This is a genomic window from uncultured Anaerococcus sp. (genome assembly GCF_947253225.1).
In the GTDB taxonomy this organism is placed as follows: Bacteria; Bacillota; Clostridia; order Tissierellales; family Peptoniphilaceae; genus Anaerococcus.
In genome coordinates this window covers 1-16,290 of the sequence record NZ_CAMXYR010000033.1, presented here as the reverse complement: position 1 = coordinate 16,290, position 16,290 = coordinate 1, and the positions used below count along the sequence as shown (strand labels likewise).

Sequence of the window (16,290 nt, the reverse complement as noted above, 5' to 3'; positions counted from 1 at the left end):
AGCAAAGCTGCTAGTAGTTTTTTATTTTTGGTCATGCTTTTCTCCTTTATCATAAGCTTATTATATGATTTTTGCTGTTTTTGGGCAATCAAAAAGCACTTTTGCATAGGCACACTGATTAGATAAGTATTTATTAATATTTTTTATCCTTTATAATTTCTAAATCCTTATCTTCTATTTCCAATTTTATTTATTAAGCTTCCGTCAAGATAAGTTTATTTTTCTCATCTCTCATGAGGTGCTTAATTATTTTCATAAGAAAAAGACGAGAAACTCGCTTTCCTCGCCTTTTAATCAATTAGACCTATTAACCCAGATCCAATTACTATTCAAAATTTATATTTATCTTAGGGATACTTTGCCAAAACCAGACTTCACCTTAACCACAAGGTCACAATTTTCTGTTGATGTGCTTATCTCATATCCCTTGCCATCTTGGATTTTGTTGGCAAATTTTTCAGTAATGTTTATCGCCTTACTTTCCACATAGGCTCTGATATCACCATCAAAATCTGTGGTGTCGACAACCATATTTCCAAAACCTGATTTAAGGTTAATTTCTTCTGTATTTTTTATGTTGAAAATCCTAATAGTTCCTGCGTTGGAGCTTGCATCAAGTCTTTCTGAAGAAATACCATCTAGCCTTATATTTCCATTCACATTTGTAATCTCAGCACTTGAACCGCCAATGTTAGTTAAGTAGATAGGTCCATTTACATTGTCAATATCAAGCCTACCTGTAATATTTTTGACATCAATCTTGCCATTAGTGTTTCTGATATCAATATCACTAGTTAGGTTGATGATTTGGATTTTTCCATTTACAGTATTAATATCAAGGTTAGTAAAGTTTACATCTGAAATTTCTACCTTGCCATTTACTTGGTTAATGGATAGTCTTTCGTAAAGCTCCTTGCCCAAGCTCAATTTTAAGTCTGTAGTAGCTTGGATGTTGTGGTAACTTTCATTTACAAAAATGCTTAATTTGCCTTCCTTGATTTCATAATCAAGAAAATCGTTTAGGTCTGCTTTTTTAGCCCAAATATCAGAACTTATAGATATTGAAACATCATAAGCCTTTTCCACCTCAATTGAACCATTTACTATGTCAATAGAAATTTCCTTAATATCATCATCGATTCTAAGGTCCTTGTGAGTATTATACTCGCCCTTGATATTGTATTGCCCAAAATCCATAGCTTGGTCAAGATCGAGACCTTGGATAGTGTCAGTCGCTTTTTTAATAATACTATCAACTGCCCCAGTTATTTTTTGAGTAAACTTATCTGTTTTATTTTTTCTATCTCCACAAGCCTCAAGAAGGTCGCTCGCTTCTTCAACACTTATCTTACCCTCCTTGAGCATTTTTAGGATTATTTGTTTTTCATCATTCATCTTTTAGCTCCTCTAGTAGGCTCTTAGCTTTGTCAGCCGTAATTTCTCCATTATCAAGCATATTCAAAATATCAATCCTACCTGCTTTTTTGTCTACCTTGCCACCAAGCTTTCCTACAATTCTATCTATCCTATTTCTAACAGTTGGGTAAGAAATTCCAATCTCTTCTCCAACATCCTTGATAGAACCTCTTTTTTGTAAGAACAACTCAATAAATTCCTTATCTTCCTTGTCTAACTTTTGGAACTTATCTATTTCAAATTCTCCACTAACTTCTGTATAGCATGAATTGCATCTATATGATGTGATTACCATCTCATCACCACAATTTGGACATTTATTAATCATAAGACCTCCCTTTTGTAAAATTATACTTCATCTTATATATTTGTAAATGTATCTTTCATTATTTTAATATTATTTTTCAAATCATTTAATATATCAATTATTATATTGACTATTTTTATTTTTGCAAACTAAAAGTCCACAAGGTTGTGGACTAGATGCTAAAATAAATTTTAAATGAAATTTCTCTCCCAATAGGAGCTTGCTGTTCTCATTATCCAAATAATAGAATTTATCATAACGACAAAAAGCATCAAAAGGCCTAGGATATAGATCATAAAGGCAAAGGATGAGTGGCCAGCCATGCCCTTTTTGGCAAGACTAACTCCAACAACAAGCATAATGAAAACAACAAGCCATTTTCCTGTTGTCCTTAGATTTTCTCTAAAGTCTGGATATATCCTCGTCCTATTCTTGTATTTTTTGTTGAAATTATCTCTCTTTATTTTCGCTTCTTCTCTCTGTCTTTCCTTAGAATTTGCGATTATAGCTGAATAATAATGTTTCATATCTTCAGTTGAATTGGTATATTTTCTTAGAGTTTCTGCCTCTTTACGACTATAGTTTCTTTTGATAATCTCCTTAGTTATATTAGCCTTGGACCTATCTGTAAGACTTTCTTCCCTTAATTTTTTGAGTTCTTCTACACTTTTAGCATCCTTGATTAGCTCTTCTGTCTTTATCTCATACTTTCTAATCACGGAGAATCCTCTTGTGAAGGCAACTACCATAAGAACCATAACTAGGATCTGACCTATTATCATGACCATCTCGCTTGCCCCTAGAATGTTGATTGTTCCCATAACAAGGGTTGGGATTAGAAGTGCTAGGAACATGAAGGCTAATAATTTTACAAGTGATTTCATAACTTTCTCTCTTTCTTTTATCTTTCTTTAGGATATCATATTTATTTACTTTTATAAAGTTAGTTCTTTGTCTTTCTATGAGTATAATACTAGAAAGCGAGGTGAATTATGGGACCTTTGATAATAGCTGATACCTTACTTTTGGTATTTAGTATTTATATAGGAATTTTTTTGATTAATTTTTATTCTCCCTTTCCTGAAATGCTAGTTGGTTTTCATGTTTGGGAGGTTTGCTATTCCAAAGAAACTTGGGAATATGGAAATAAGTTTGCTGGAAAAGTTGCCATAGGGCTGGGACTAATATTTTTTGCAATAATTTTGCCCCTATCCCTTTATTTTGGAGCAAATAGGACCTATTTGGCTATTCTTTCTTGCCTCTTAGTTATCCTCTATTTTATCTTTCTTTTTGCTATAGTTAAGATAAGGATGAGAAAGAAGTTTAATTTAAAAGATAAGTAAAACCGAAGGACAGTCTTCGGTTTTTTGTTATTTTCTATTAAAAAGTGATGTAATATCCATCTTTTGGGAAAAAGGACTAAGTCTTAGGTATACACTTGAGCCTTGTTGTAGAAATCCTTTGAAAATTCTAAGGTCATCCTCATCTACTGCAACTTCTTCTGTTAGAGATTTTTTGCCAGGACTCATATGAATTATCCCAACATTTATCTGGTCTAAGTTAATTCCACTAGTCGAAATTTTTTCAAGGTCTTTGGGATTTTGTACCAACAAAAAAACATCTTCTTCACTAGTTTTTAAAAAATCAGCTACATCATCAATCATCAAATAGGAAACTTCTATCCCCTCAGGAATTGTTAGATCCATAACCTTTTTCTTGAAATCATCACAACTTACTTCGTCATTTGCTATAATCACTCTCTTTACTCCAAGCTCTTTAGTCCACATCTCGACAACCCTACCATGGGCTAGTCTTGAATCAACCCTAGCAAGTTTTACCTCTCCCATCAAATCCTCCTTATATTTTTAATATCTTCTGGCCTATCTATGATGGTATTTGGATTTTCTTTTTCCAAAACTTCCCTTTTTCTGAAGCCCCAAGAGCATCCTACTGTGAAAATTCCAGCATTTCTCCCACATTTCATGTCCACTTCACTATCTCCAAAATAAATTATCTTAGAAAAATCTTCTCCAAACCTTTCCCTTATAATCATTATTCCTTCTGGAGATGGCTTTCTTTGATAACTTTCCTTGTAGCCAAGGATAAAATCAAAATAATTATCCCCAAAAACAGCTGGTATTACTTTCTTGCAAGTAGAGTCTGGCTTATTTGAAAAACAAGTTATAATCTCGCCCCTATTTTTTATAGCATCTAGGCTTTCCTTGATTCCGTCATAGGCTTTTAGGAGGTAGGTCGGATTATCATCATAACTTTTGTTATAAAAATCAAGAATCTCCTTCCTATATTTTTCATCCTCGCTTGCACAAACAAAGTTCAAGGTCTTTTCTATTAAAACAACTGGGCCATTGCCGACAAAATCCCTGACCTTTTCCTTTGGTACTTCCCCAAGACCATATTTCTTCATCGTCTTATTTATATGATAATCTATTGAGTCTATTGTGTTTAACAAGGTACCGTCTATATCAAAAATATACATAAAATCTCCTTTTAATCTTCTATGAGTATTTTACCCGTTTTGTTAAAAAAATAATTAAAGAAAACTTTTATTGGGTATTATAGTAAGAAGTGATAATGAAAAGAGGAAATAAATAAATGAAAGATAAGAGAAATCTTACCATGTTGAGCGACTTCTATGAGTTCACCATGGCAAATGCGTATTTTAATAATGGTATGAAAGATACAATCGCAGTCTTTGATGCCTACTACAGAAAAAATCCTGATGGTGCGGGCTTTTCAATCTTTGCTGGTCTTAATGACATCATAGAGTATGTCAAAAGCCTCCACTTTGATGAAGAAGATATCCAATATTTTAGGGAGAATGCCGACTTTAGCGAAGGATTTTTGGACTATCTTAGAGATTTTAAGTTCACTGGAGATATATGGGCTTTTCCTGAAGGTTCTGTAATGTTTCCAAACGAGCCAATCGTTACTGTAAAAGCTCCAATAATTGAGTGTTCTATTTTAGAAACCTACTTGCTTTTATCAATGAACTTTAACTCTCTTGTGGCAACTAAAACTAATAGGATTGTAAGGTCTGCCGGAAATAGGCTTGTAATGGAATTTGGAGCAAGGCGTGCCCAAGGGGCAGATGCTTCCATTAACGGAGCAAGAGCTGCCTACATAGGTGGTGCACCAATTACAAGTAATACCTATTCCGCCCAAAAGTATAAATTTAAGGCAAGTGGAACCATGGCTCACTCTTGGATTCAGGCTTTCCCTAGTGAATATGAAGCCTTCAAAACCTATGCTAAGTCCTATCCAGAAAATTGTATTCTTCTTATAGATACCTATGACACTTTAAGGTCAGGACTTCCAAATGCTATGCGAGTTTTTGAAGAAGAACTCAAACCAAGAGGGCTTAGTGGAGGAGTTAGAATTGACTCAGGTGACCTTGCCTACCTATCCAAGGAAATTAGAAAAATCCTAGACGAAAATGGATTTACTGATGCAAAAATAGTTGCTAGCAATTCCCTAGATGAATTTACAATCGAATCTCTCCTATCCCAAGGAGCTAGAATCGACTCATTTGGTATTGGGGAGAGGCTAATTACAGCTAAGTCCGACCCAGTTTTTGGTGGAGTTTACAAGCTAGTCGGAATAGAAAATGATGGCAAAATCCAAGCCAAAATAAAGGTTTCAGAAAATGTCGAGAAAATCACAACCCCTGGAGAGAAGAAAGTTTACAGACTCTACGATATGGAAACTGGCAAGGCAGAAGCCGATTATATAGCCCTAGACCACGAAAAAATTGATGATAAACAACCCCTAGTAATCTTTGACCCACTTTTTACTTGGAAGATGAAAAGAATGGAAAATTACAAGGCAAGACCAATGCACAAGAAGATCTTTGAGAGTGGAAAGTTGATTTACGAAAATCCAAAGCTTGAAGAAATCGCCCAATATTCCAAGGAAGAAGTAAATAGTTTGTGGGATGAAGTTAAGAGGTTCGACCAACCTCACAACTACTATGTAGACCTTTCCCAAGACTTATGGAATTTGAAACAAAACCTAATTCTCGAGGCAAAAAGAAAATAAAATTAAAGGCTAGACCTAAGCAACAAGATTGCTTATAGTCTAGCCTTTTTCTTAATTGTTAGCTTCCTTTAAGACGTTTTTGGCAAGAACATAGCCTCCTACAAGGCCAGCTTCGTTGCCGAGTTTAGGAAATACAATATAAGTCTCAGCGTCAGGAATTTTGATATACTTATTATCAAGCTTACTAAACTCTTTTCTAATCTTTTCTATCATCCCTTCCTTATTTACAACTCCACCACCAATTATTACTATGTGAGGTCTTAGAACGAAGGTATAATTCATAATCGCCTTGGCGATGTATTTGGCAATAATTGTAAAAGCCTCATCGTCCTTATCTAAGTCCTCTCCTCTTTTTCCGGTTCTTTTTTCAAGGGCAGGTCCACAGCAGAGTCCCTCAAAGCAAGACTTATGGTTTGGGCAATAACTTTCTGTATCATCTCCATCTTCCCTCACCAATTCTATATGACCCATTTCTGGATGGGAAAGTCCCTCAAGGAGAACGCCATCTTGGATAAATGATGCACCAACACCAGTTCCGATGGTGATATACATAGAAGTCTGCTTGTCCTTACTTGCTCCATAGATATATTCTCCCATACCACTTGCCCCAACATCAGTTGTAAAGCCCATAGGCACGTCAATTTCTTTTTTTATAGATCCTAGCAAATCAAAGTTTTGCCACAAAACTTTTGGTGTTTTTAATACATACCCATAAGTGTCAGATTTTTCGTCAACATCAACTGGTCCAAAAGCTCCAATCCCCATGGCTTCAACAGGGTTTTCCTTAAAAAATTCTATTAGCTCTCTGATATTTTCTCTAGGGTCGGTATTTTTTATCCTTATTTCCTTTTCAATATTTCCCAATTCATCCATAACTGCACATCTAATTTTTGTGCCACCTAGTTCAACTGATCCGTACATATATCCTCCTCTTCCAATAAATCTTTATAAATCTTTTCCAAAACTCTCGAAGTTTTGACTGGAATCTCTTCTAGCTTTGTAGGTGATGATTCTTTGTATATAGGTACCTTTTCTTGGTTAGACTTTTTATAATAGTCTACTGCTTGTTGCCTATCCTTTAGGATAAGGCTTCTAACAGCCCTGAGTAGGTATTGTAAGGACCTAAAAAAAGGCTCGACTTCTTTATTAAGACTCACATTAGTATAATTAGCAAAATACTTATCAAGAGCATCGAGCTTTCTATTTATAAGTCTTACTAGGTCTTTGTAGGCTTTCTTCTGGTAGGCTAGGTTGATTTCATAGTCTTCCAAAAATTCTTTCTCATCAACCTTATCATAAATCCCCGATTGAAAAAAAGAGTCGGATATTATATACAAGGATTCCCAAACATCCTCATCGAGGTAGGCCAAGGCTTTTTTGAAAGCATCCAAAGGCTTATAGACTTGTGGATTTTTGACAAATTCTGCTATTTGGTAGATGGATAACTTGCTTAGCTCTGCCTGATTCATAGGGTTCGATAAAAGCGACTTATAGTTTATCCTTCTGCTTGTATAAAACTCAAAGACTTCCATAAAAATTCTATCGTTTTTATAATCATTTACTGGCCAATTAAACCAAATATCTGCTTCTTTGCCATAAATTTCATAAAACCCACGATTAGATTCTTCGCTTATTGGAGAAAGAACATCTCTCCCAGTCCACATGACCGAAAGATTATCTATCCCCCTAAAAAGCTCAAAATACTTCCTTCCATCCTCATCAAGCCAGCTATCGTTGTACCAAGGGTGGACAAAGAGTAGGTTTTTATTTGAAAAACTTTCTAAATATTTCAAGATATCCTTAACAAGTCTTAGGTGAAAGTCCCTTTGCTCATAGGCCTTTTTCTTGTCAACATCATCCATACAAAGGGCAAAAGACTTAACTCCCGCCACTCTTAGGCTATCGTATTTGGCAAAAAGCCTTTGGACTTCCTCCTCATACTTAGAAAAGTCGATAAGATTTTGTCCTGGATGGATGGCCCACACAAAGTCAATTCCATTTTCTTCACTTAGCCTAGAAAGTTCGCTAAGTTCTTCAAGCTTTTGCTTAGGATATGGCTCTCTCCATCTTATATTGTGGTAGGGGTCATCCTTTGGTGCATAAACATATTGGTTCATCCCCACATCTTTTAGAAAGTTTATCATCGACACCCTCTCATCAAAGGTCCAAGGAATCCCATAAAAGCCTTCTATTACTCCATATTTTTCTATCATAAATTCTCCTTTGCTCTTCTCCCTCTATGATAATACATAAGGAAAAATTTGTGAACTGATTTGATTTTTCCTAAAGAAAAAAGAGGCTTTCGCCTCAAACTTTTCTATTTTGCAAGAGAACCCATTGGATCCCATGGTTTTAGGTGGATTGGCTCTTTTTCCCAGTCCTTTTTCTCTTCTTCTGTTAGGTATTTTTTCTCAACTGCTATTTGATACATATATTGGTCGAACCAACCATCGCTCATTACTAGGTAGCCCTTATTTCCAGCTCTTTCTCCCCAAGAATTTTCAATCTTCCACCTTATTGGCTTTCCTTCTTCATCAAGGTCAACTCCGGTAAATACCATAGCATGAGTCATTAAACTTTCTGAATAGTCGAGCCTTTCTGCCTTGGACATAGTAAAGTCAAGGTCAAATAAATCTCTTATCCTAAAGGCTTCAGTATCTAGGACACCTTCCTTTCTGATGAAGCTTTGTCCAACATCACAACCCATCCACACAGGTTTGTTGTCTTTAAGTTGCCTGATAGCTGCCTCTTTCAATTTATTAATTTCAAGGTTTAAGTATTTAACTGGCTTACCTTCGCTGACATTTCCCAAAAAATCTACTGTGAAAGTTTGATTGTATGGTTTATCTTCTGTTGGAGCATTGATTAGAGAAACAAAGTCATCTAAGTTCATTTTCACATATTTATCAAAAAATTCCTTAGGAGTTAAGTTTTTCTCACAAATATACTTATCATCCTTATCCCTTGCTTCAAAGTCAATTTTCTTTGGTGGGGTTCCAAGACTTATGGTCAAGGCCCTGTATATATCCTCGTTAAAGCCATCCTTCAATTTGTTTAGCTCTTCAAGGCTCTTGCCTGCCTTATGGGCAGACCTTAGTTCCTTAGCAAAAAATCTTAGCATTTTTGTAAGATAGTTATCCATCTCCCTAGTCGCAGATGAAAGGTTCACTTCAGGCATGGCATATTTTGGAACAACCCCATACTTTTCTATAAGGTTTACAAACATATCCCATTGACCTCCGTCTCCCAAAGGATCAGCCAACAAGTATTTGACAAGTCTTCCTTGAAGGTCCTCATCTACAGTTTTGATAATTGATTCAAGAAAATAATTACTCTTCTCTAATTTATCAAAAAATAGGGGATAGGCTTGGGAAAGCTCGAAAGTTTCAAGGTTTAAGTCATGGATTATCCTGTATCTCATTGTGTTTAGGGCAGAGAACATCCAACATCTACCAGATTGCTTTTGATCTGTGATATCACCTTGCTTTAATTCTATGGAAAAAGAATGGCGACTTTTCTTGATAACATCAGGGTCAATAGCTGATTCTGTGATTCCATTTCTAGTAACTGCACTTTGGGCAAGAACATTTGCCCTGTTTTTATAAAATTCTTTATCTAAATCTTCAAATTTATCTTTATTAATCATTTTATTCACCTCACTTTTATTTTACCTAATCAAAATGAAATTAATAGGTCTACTTAAATTTTTTCTAGGTAGAACAGAGTTTCCTTGATGTGGCCGTCTGGCAAATCATCTATATCTGAAAAAGGCACTCCCATAACCACAACTATGTATTCCTTGCCATCTTTTCTAGCAAGAGTTGCCCAGCATAGGCCTGCATTTTCTGTAGTGCCACTCTTTCCTCCTAGGATTTCAAAACCATTTTCCTCATAATCTTTTAGGTGGCTAAAAATTGTACTTGTTATATCTATCCCATCTGGATGGTGGTTGGTTGCTCCTGTATGGAAAGATTTTTTGGTAAAAATCGCCCTAAAATTCCCATCTTCCAAGCCATATTTGATTAGCATGGCACAATCCTTGGCAGATTGAAAGTTTTTATCATCATCCATACCATCTGCATTGGCATAGGAAGAATGGCTAAGACCTATTTCTTTTGCCTTCTCATTCATAAGACCTACAAAGTTCTCCACACTTCCGCTTACATTACAAGCCAAAGAGTCGCAAGCTTCAGCTCCTGATGCAAGAATGGTTCCATAGAGAAGGTCTCTATAGGTAGTCGTTTCGTCTGCATAAAACCCTGCCATAGACGCATTCATCCCTACCGCTCTCATATAAGAATCATAGTCAATCGGAGCTAGCTTTCCCAAATCATCTATATGCTCAAGGGCGACTATAGTCGTCATAATTTTTGTCAAAGATGCCATAGGCAAGGACTCATCTTCATTTTTCCCATAAACTTTTTTGTTATCGGTTAGGTTGTAGATATAAACCGCTTTGCTAGTAAAAGTATCATTATCAAATCTCTCATTCCCACTTGTAAAATACATCTTTCCAATAATCGCTAAAACTATTAGGCTTGCAAAAACCCCTATCCCTATTGCCTTCTTCATTGAATTTCCTTCCTTATTTACTAGTTAAGTTCTAAAACATTATCTCCTATAATTATACACCAAGTACTTAATAAGGTTTAGACTTCTATGGATTTTTATAAAAGAAAAAGGATTATTGCCTAAGTTTTTAGTCAACAATCCCAAATATTTATTCTCTTTTTTTCTATGCCTTAACCTTAGCCTTAGCCATAGCCATATTTTCACTTAATTTCATTTTTGAAATGATATATTTTCTTAGTCTTAAAACAACATAGGACACATAGACTAGGGTATACACTATGATAGAAAACTTATTCTTATCTACATTCATTGAAAATAAAAGCATTACATGAATATAGATTAATATAAAGAATGGATAGGCTAGTCTTTGCAACTTCTTCCAGCTTTTCGCCTTCATTTTTTTTCTTACGCACTTAAAGGATGTTACAAAAAGTGGTATCATTAGACAAATCAAAATCAAGCTTATAATCGCAGCAATTTTTACTTGCACTGGCATAAATGATGGATTTTTGAATAAGTTCACAAAATAAACTACCCCAAAAATAATATTGTGAGTCAAAGCCATAAGGCAAGCTATAATCGACATTTCCCCTCTTATGGTAAAATAGGTCCTGCTTAGCTTATTGTGCTTGGTGAATACCCCTATGAACATCACAATAATAAAGATAGAAGTAGAGATAACGCCCCTTTGGAAAAGGTCTATATAAAACTTTCCAACAGGAGATAGGTTTTGGTAGTAACCCAAGGCGTTAACTCCTATCATAAGGAGGATTACCGCATAAAATCCAACATAAAAGGCAAGGCTATATTTTTTTAACAAATCACTGGTTAAGTAGAAGAAAATTCCACTTACTAAAAGCCCTGTAATTAAATTCATTTTTTCTCCTTTTTATTTAAAATTTTGCTGCAAGACCCTAATGTGAGTCTTGCAGCTAATATTATCTAAGAAACAATAACATTAATTGTCTGTGTAGTAGTTTTTGGAACATTTGATGATTTAATCTCTATCCTAATCATGTTGTTACCTGGTTTTGACATATCTGGATTTTTTAATAATTTAATTGATACGCTTCCATCATCTGGTAAGTTTGTGATTAAGTTCATATATTCATCTACAGTTGGAGCAGGATCCCCGACTTTCTTGTCAATTTTCCTTGCGCTCCAAATTGGATTGAACATTATATCCCCATCTTCGCCTTCATCCATAGCCGATGTTCCGTCTCTATCCTTATCTTGGTAGACTGTAAGCTTTTGAGTTCTCTTAATAGCTTTACCATTCTTTCTTCCATAGATTGTAAATTCATAATCTTTCATAGAAGAAAATTCATCATAGGTATCAACTTCACCTGTTATGCTACCATCAACTAAGTCAAGACCTTCTGGTAAGCCTTCTACATCTTCGATAGTTACTCCATCTGCCTTAGTTATTGAGATTGGGTTTATTTTCTTGTGGTTGATGTATGAAGCTTCAAGGTTCGCGTTAATCTCTTCTGCTCCTACTTCCTCTGCATCTTTTGGTATATCATAATCTGAACCTTCACCACTTTCGTCATCTGGTTTTTCTGCATCTGGTTTAGATTCTGTAGCTCCCTCTTTTTCAAATGTGATAAAGAGAGCAAAGTGGGCATTTGGATTGTCTTTTGCTACATCTTCATCTTTTCCGAAGCTATACTTATGGCCGTATTCGGTGATTGGACTAGCATTATTATATTCGTAAACCTTGCCAGCTTGTGTTGTAATTCTAAACTTGAAAACTTTATTAAGCTCTGAATCTTTAATCTTTACTGTTTGCCTATAAGAAATATTGTTAGGGTTTTCTTCTGATTGGACTGGATTTGCTAGGCTTTGCCAACTATTTCCACCATCAGAGCTGTACTCCATGGCTACTATATAGTCATCGCTGTATGTTTCAAATTGAATAGCGAAGTCTGTGCTTCTCATTGAACCCTTGTGGGTAATGTCAGCAATTATAGCTTGATTCATTTCTTCTTCAGTCAAGTTCATGTTATTTGTTAGAAGCTTTCCTGTATCCCTATCTCTTATTTCTATGCCATTATTTGAGAAATCTTCATAAGCTATAGTTTTCTTTGTGCCATCTTTATCTACAAGTTCAACCTTTAAAGAACTTAAGTCTAAGGCTTTTGACCTATCTTGTTTTAGAACGTTTTGACCAGTCAAGCCATTTATTTCATTAGGTTCTACTACTTTGATTTCCTTAATAGTATTTCCTGTTTTCCTATCATTTTCTGACATCCTTAGGGCGTTGTCTACTGATTGACCGAGGCCTCCTGATGTTAGAGTTGCACCTGTAACAGCATCTAGCATTTTCTTGCTATCTCCTCCACCGTTGTTGGCTATAAACTCTCTAACTAGTGGTGAAATCATTTCAGGTCTTCTTAGGTCTGTTATCCTATCAGCGTATTCTTTGCCTATGAGCTCATAAGCCTTTTTCTTTCTCTCTTCATCTTTTTCAAAGGCTACAATTTGGTTTACATAACTTTCGTGAGCTCTTAGGATTGCAACATTTCTCTTTCCATCAGCTCCAGCTAGGTATGGGATAGCATTCAAGGACTTGGTCATATAGTCCATGCCAGAATATCCCTTACCTTCAACAAAGGTTACTTGCTTGATATCTCCATTTTCTATTTTTACAATTGTCTTTAGTTTTCCTCTGGATTCATCAAAGCCTACTCCATAGCCTATAAATTCTCCATCAAGAAGCTCTGACCTTAGAGTTAGATTTTGTATAGTTTTTTCCAATTGAGCTTTTGGATCAGGCTTAGCTTCTAGCTTAACAGGGATTGACTTGTAAGAAACTCCATCTACATGAGTTGAAGTAAATTTAAGCTTTGCTATACTAATATTCTTTTTCATATCAGGTTTATTTACTACTTCTATTGTTACCGAACCATCATCTGGAATATTCTTGAACAACTTCTTGTAGTCATCTATGCTTGGTTCATCGTCACCAATAAAACCAGTCAAGCATTTGTCATTATATGTTTCTCCCTTAAATTCAGGATTGAAAGCATTTGGATCTGCATCATTGTTATCATCTATACCATCCCTATCCTTATCTTGGTATAGAGGCATCTTTACAGTTTTCTTTATATTTTGAGCAGATTTGTATCCGTGTAAGGTTATAGATATTTCTTTGTAAACATCTGTAAATTCATCATCTGGTATAGCTAAGCTTCCTGTGATTTTTCCATCTACAAGGCTAAGTCCCTGTGGAAGTCCATCAACAGATTTTACCTTAACCCCAGCTCCAGTCTTTATAGTAACATCATCAATCTTGTGGTGGTTAATGAGTTTGTTTGCAAAGTTTACTTCTATATCGCCATCCTCTGCTTCAACTTCTTCTCCCTTAGGGGCATCTATTAATTTTACAGCTACAAGCTTTGAAGAAGTACCTGAAACATAGCTTGAAGTGAATTTTAGCTTTGCTATAGCTTGTGGTTTCTTGGTCTTCATATCAGGGTGTTGGGTAATTTCAACTTTTACTGAACCATCATTTGGGATGTTATTAAACAAGGCTTTATATTCGTCAATGGTTGGTTCGTCATCTCCTCTGACCTTTTCAATTGTAGGCGTTCTTCCATCAGGTGTTGTAGGGTCAAATCTATTTGCTCCCTTTTCACCTTCCTCATTATCATCTACTCCATCCCTGTCCTTGTCTTGGTAGAGATCCATCTTGAAAGTTTTCTTGATGTTGTTTCCATCTTTTGTTGCATGGATTGTTACATCGATCTGCCTATAAAGGTCGGTGAACTTATCATCTGCTATTTCAATAGTTCCTACTATCTTATTTCCTTCTAGCCTTAGGCCATCTGGAAGTCCCTCAGCAGATTTTATCTCGACTCCTTCTCCAGCCTTGATTGTAAGGTCATCAATCTTTTGGTGGTTAAGGTTCTTAGGAGCAAAGCTTAGATTGATATCACCATCGCTAGCTTCAGTTTCTGGTTTTTGTGGATCTACTTTATGGTCTGGCTTGCTTGGACTTGACTTATCTTCACTAATAACTAGGAAGACTGCAAATGATGCATTGTTGTTGGCATTGTAAGAATTATCAACACATGCAAGTTTTATTCTGTCAAATTGAACTCCCTTATCATCACTCTCATAGGTGTAGGTGTTGCCCTTGACTGATGTAGTTCTAACTAGAATTTTCTTTCCTAGTTTGTCCTTATTTAGCTTAATATTTTGCTTATCAGCAATATTGTTCTTGTTTTCATCTGATGGATTAGGATTTTCTATCTCTGTCCAACTTTGACCCTCATCTAGGCTATATTCCATTTTCTTTATATAATCCTTGCTATAAAGACCAAATTTAATAGCTAGATCTACGCTTCTATGTGAATCCTTGTGAGTTATTGTAGCATTAAATACTCGTTTAGCTTTCACTTCTTCTGGGAAGGTCATCTTATCAGAAATTTCTTTGCCATCTTCGCCCTTGATTTCTAGTCCGTACTTAGCAAAGTCCTTGTAAGAAACTATTTCCTCTTTCTTATCCTTATAAATAAGTTTTACTTTCAAATCACTCAAATCAAGTGGATCAGCTTTATTTGAAAGCAATTCAGCTTTGTGAGTGTAGTAGTTGTTGGAAATCAAAGCATCCTTATTTTCCACAACCTTTATTGAGTCTATATTGCTATTTGTCTTTTTATCATTTTCTGCTTTAGCGAGGGCAGCATCTACAGATAGGGCTGTTCCTCCAGCTGATAATGTGGCACCTGATACAGCATCAAACATAGGTCTAACCTTGTATTTTGCTGCTAAATAATCCCTAACGGCCATTGAAGCATAGCCTCTTAGAGGATAGAAAGTCTTATGCTTGTTATTTTTGATATAATTTGCTCCAGCATCTCCAATAAGCTCCCTAGCCTTGGCAACAGGATCTGTAGCATTTGCAATTTGCTCTACCATATCCATGTGCATTTTCATTATAGCTATGTTACGCTTACCATTTACAGGGTCTTTCAAGAAATTGATTATCTTGGCAGATGTTGTACGGAAGGTATCTCCATCATCAGGATAGTTCTTCTCATCACGGGTGATGTCTAAAATCTTTCCATCTTTTATTTTTACTGTTGTCTTTACTTTTCCTCTTCCAGTATTATAACCGAAGCCTTCCCCAGTAAATGAACCTTCTGCAAGGTCTCCCTTTCTCATTTTCTCTTCTAGGGCCTTTTCTTCCTTGCTTTGTGGTTTTTCGCCTGGTTTTTCTTCACTGCCTGGGCTTGGTTGTGGTTTTTCGCCCGGTTTTTCTTCACTGCCTGGGCTTGGTTGTGGTTTTTCGCCCGGTTTTTCTTCGCTTCCTGGGCTTGGTTGTGGTTTTTCGCCCGGTTTTTCTTCACTGCCTGGACTTGGTTGTGGTTTTATTTCAGGAAGTTTCTTTTCTGTACTAGCTATAGCCTTATTGATAGCATCATTAACTGCATTCATTATGCCCACACTTGAGTAGGTTGCACCTGATACAGAGTCCACATTTCCACTTGTTCCACCAATCATCTTATCAATTACGCCCAAGGCTTGGCTAAAGAAAGCTGCATCTTCTCCATGACTTAATACATCTACGCTTGAAATCTTTCCATTGCTTATTGTAACTGATACACTTATAGGACCCCTATAGCCTGTTGCACTTCCTTGGTAGCTTCCATCTTTTAGTTTGCCAGATTTTGGTAGGGTCGGTGCTGGTGGCTGTGATGGAATAGCTGGTGGAGATGGAATTTTATGGCCACCTTGTTTGTTGTGGTTAGCTTGATGAGGTTTTCTTTTGGCATTTGATTTTCCGCCAGCATTCGCATTAGATGGATTTTCTACTGCTTTACTGAGTGCATCATTAACCGCATTCATTATTCCAACACTTGAGTAGGTCGCCCCAGATACAGAGTCCACATTTCCACTTGTTCCACCAATCATCCTATCTATAACTGCAA

The 16,290-nt window shown here is 36.0% G+C and carries 13 protein-coding genes; 2 read left to right on the top strand and 11 right to left on the bottom strand.

The genetic code is table 11. The annotated features are described in order from the left end of the window. Positions 1 to 342: 342 nt before the first annotated feature. From Q0W95_RS05165 to Q0W95_RS05155, 3 genes are all read right to left on the bottom strand, one after another. Positions 343 to 1,395, bottom strand: coding sequence for a DUF4097 family beta strand repeat-containing protein (locus Q0W95_RS05165; RefSeq protein ID WP_297790562.1), 1,053 nt, complete (start codon positions 1,393 to 1,395; stop codon positions 343 to 345). After that, positions 1,388 to 1,744: a DUF2089 domain-containing protein gene (locus tag Q0W95_RS05160; protein ID WP_297790559.1), complete on the bottom strand. Its 357-nt coding sequence runs from the start codon at positions 1,742 to 1,744 to the stop codon at positions 1,388 to 1,390. The genes Q0W95_RS05165 and Q0W95_RS05160 overlap by 8 nt, the downstream gene beginning before the upstream one ends. Positions 1,745 to 1,914: 170 nt before the next feature. Then, on the bottom strand, positions 1,915 to 2,607 hold the full coding sequence (locus Q0W95_RS05155; RefSeq protein WP_297790557.1) for a hypothetical protein: 693 nt from the start codon (positions 2,605 to 2,607) through the stop codon (positions 1,915 to 1,917). A 108-nt stretch (positions 2,608 to 2,715) separates the two neighbouring features. Here Q0W95_RS05155 and Q0W95_RS05150 point away from each other — a divergent pair, with 108 nt between their 5' ends. Then, complete coding sequence (locus Q0W95_RS05150; RefSeq protein ID WP_297790555.1) at positions 2,716 to 3,066, top strand: SdpI family protein; 351 nt, start codon at positions 2,716 to 2,718, stop codon at positions 3,064 to 3,066. 27 nt (positions 3,067 to 3,093) lie between these two features. On the opposite strand, the gene Q0W95_RS05145 is transcribed toward Q0W95_RS05150, so the two are convergent. Continuing rightward, a complete protein-coding gene (locus tag Q0W95_RS05145) occupies positions 3,094 to 3,570 on the bottom strand; it encodes a PTS sugar transporter subunit IIB (protein ID WP_297790553.1) in 477 nt (158 codons plus the stop codon). Then, a complete protein-coding gene (locus Q0W95_RS05140; protein WP_297790551.1) occupies positions 3,570 to 4,220 on the bottom strand; it encodes an HAD-IA family hydrolase in 651 nt (216 codons plus the stop codon). Before Q0W95_RS05140 ends, Q0W95_RS05145 begins: the two co-directional genes overlap by 1 nt. Positions 4,221 to 4,336: 116 nt before the next feature. Between Q0W95_RS05140 and Q0W95_RS05135 the strand changes: the two genes are divergently transcribed. Then, a complete protein-coding gene (locus tag Q0W95_RS05135) occupies positions 4,337 to 5,779 on the top strand; it encodes a nicotinate phosphoribosyltransferase (protein WP_297790549.1) in 1,443 nt (480 codons plus the stop codon). A 51-nt stretch (positions 5,780 to 5,830) separates the two neighbouring features. Here the strand turns inward: Q0W95_RS05135 and Q0W95_RS05130 are convergent, their stop codons facing one another. The 6 genes from Q0W95_RS05130 to Q0W95_RS05105 all read right to left on the bottom strand — a co-directional run. Next, positions 5,831 to 6,700 carry an ROK family protein gene (locus tag Q0W95_RS05130; RefSeq protein WP_297790547.1) on the bottom strand — a complete coding sequence of 290 codons (870 nt, stop codon included), beginning with the start codon at positions 6,698 to 6,700 and terminating at the stop codon, positions 5,831 to 5,833. Beyond that, positions 6,679 to 7,992, bottom strand: coding sequence for a beta-N-acetylglucosaminidase domain-containing protein (locus Q0W95_RS05125; RefSeq protein WP_297790545.1), 1,314 nt, complete (start codon positions 7,990 to 7,992; stop codon positions 6,679 to 6,681). The genes Q0W95_RS05130 and Q0W95_RS05125 overlap by 22 nt, the downstream gene beginning before the upstream one ends. A 104-nt stretch (positions 7,993 to 8,096) precedes the next feature. Continuing rightward, a complete protein-coding gene (locus Q0W95_RS05120) occupies positions 8,097 to 9,425 on the bottom strand; it encodes a C1 family peptidase (protein ID WP_297790543.1) in 1,329 nt (442 codons plus the stop codon). A 53-nt stretch (positions 9,426 to 9,478) separates the two neighbouring features. Beyond that, entirely contained in the window at positions 9,479 to 10,351 is an 873-nt protein-coding gene (locus tag Q0W95_RS05115; protein WP_297790541.1) for a serine hydrolase, read from the bottom strand. Positions 10,352 to 10,514: 163 nt separating this feature from the next. Then, positions 10,515 to 11,228, bottom strand: coding sequence for a ferric reductase-like transmembrane domain-containing protein (locus tag Q0W95_RS05110; protein WP_297790539.1), 714 nt, complete (start codon positions 11,226 to 11,228; stop codon positions 10,515 to 10,517). Between the two features lie 65 nt (positions 11,229 to 11,293). Then, positions 11,294 to 16,290: FMN-binding protein (locus tag Q0W95_RS05105; RefSeq protein WP_297790537.1), on the bottom strand; the 4,997-nt coding region annotated here is incomplete at its 5' end.

What these genes read in the sequence shown, in the direction of transcription:
- Q0W95_RS05135 (WP_297790549.1), top strand. Translation starts at nt 4,337, where the DNA reads ATGAAAGATAAGAGAAATCTTACCATGTTGAGCGACTTCTATGAGTTC.
- Q0W95_RS05130 (WP_297790547.1), bottom strand. Translation starts at nt 6,700, where the DNA reads ATGTACGGATCAGTTGAACTAGGTGGCACAAAAATTAGATGTGCAGTT.
- Q0W95_RS05115 (WP_297790541.1), bottom strand. Translation starts at nt 10,351, where the DNA reads ATGAAGAAGGCAATAGGGATAGGGGTTTTTGCAAGCCTAATAGTTTTA.
- Q0W95_RS05140 (WP_297790551.1), bottom strand. Translation starts at nt 4,220, where the DNA reads ATGTATATTTTTGATATAGACGGTACCTTGTTAAACACAATAGACTCA.
- Q0W95_RS05155 (WP_297790557.1), bottom strand. Translation starts at nt 2,607, where the DNA reads ATGAAATCACTTGTAAAATTATTAGCCTTCATGTTCCTAGCACTTCTA.
- Q0W95_RS05160 (WP_297790559.1), bottom strand. Translation starts at nt 1,744, where the DNA reads ATGATTAATAAATGTCCAAATTGTGGTGATGAGATGGTAATCACATCA.
- Q0W95_RS05120 (WP_297790543.1), bottom strand. Translation starts at nt 9,425, where the DNA reads ATGATTAATAAAGATAAATTTGAAGATTTAGATAAAGAATTTTATAAA.
- Q0W95_RS05165 (WP_297790562.1), bottom strand. Translation starts at nt 1,395, where the DNA reads ATGAATGATGAAAAACAAATAATCCTAAAAATGCTCAAGGAGGGTAAG.
- Q0W95_RS05150 (WP_297790555.1), top strand. Translation starts at nt 2,716, where the DNA reads ATGGGACCTTTGATAATAGCTGATACCTTACTTTTGGTATTTAGTATT.
- Q0W95_RS05145 (WP_297790553.1), bottom strand. Translation starts at nt 3,570, where the DNA reads ATGGGAGAGGTAAAACTTGCTAGGGTTGATTCAAGACTAGCCCATGGT.
- Q0W95_RS05110 (WP_297790539.1), bottom strand. Translation starts at nt 11,228, where the DNA reads ATGAATTTAATTACAGGGCTTTTAGTAAGTGGAATTTTCTTCTACTTA.
- Q0W95_RS05125 (WP_297790545.1), bottom strand. Translation starts at nt 7,992, where the DNA reads ATGATAGAAAAATATGGAGTAATAGAAGGCTTTTATGGGATTCCTTGG.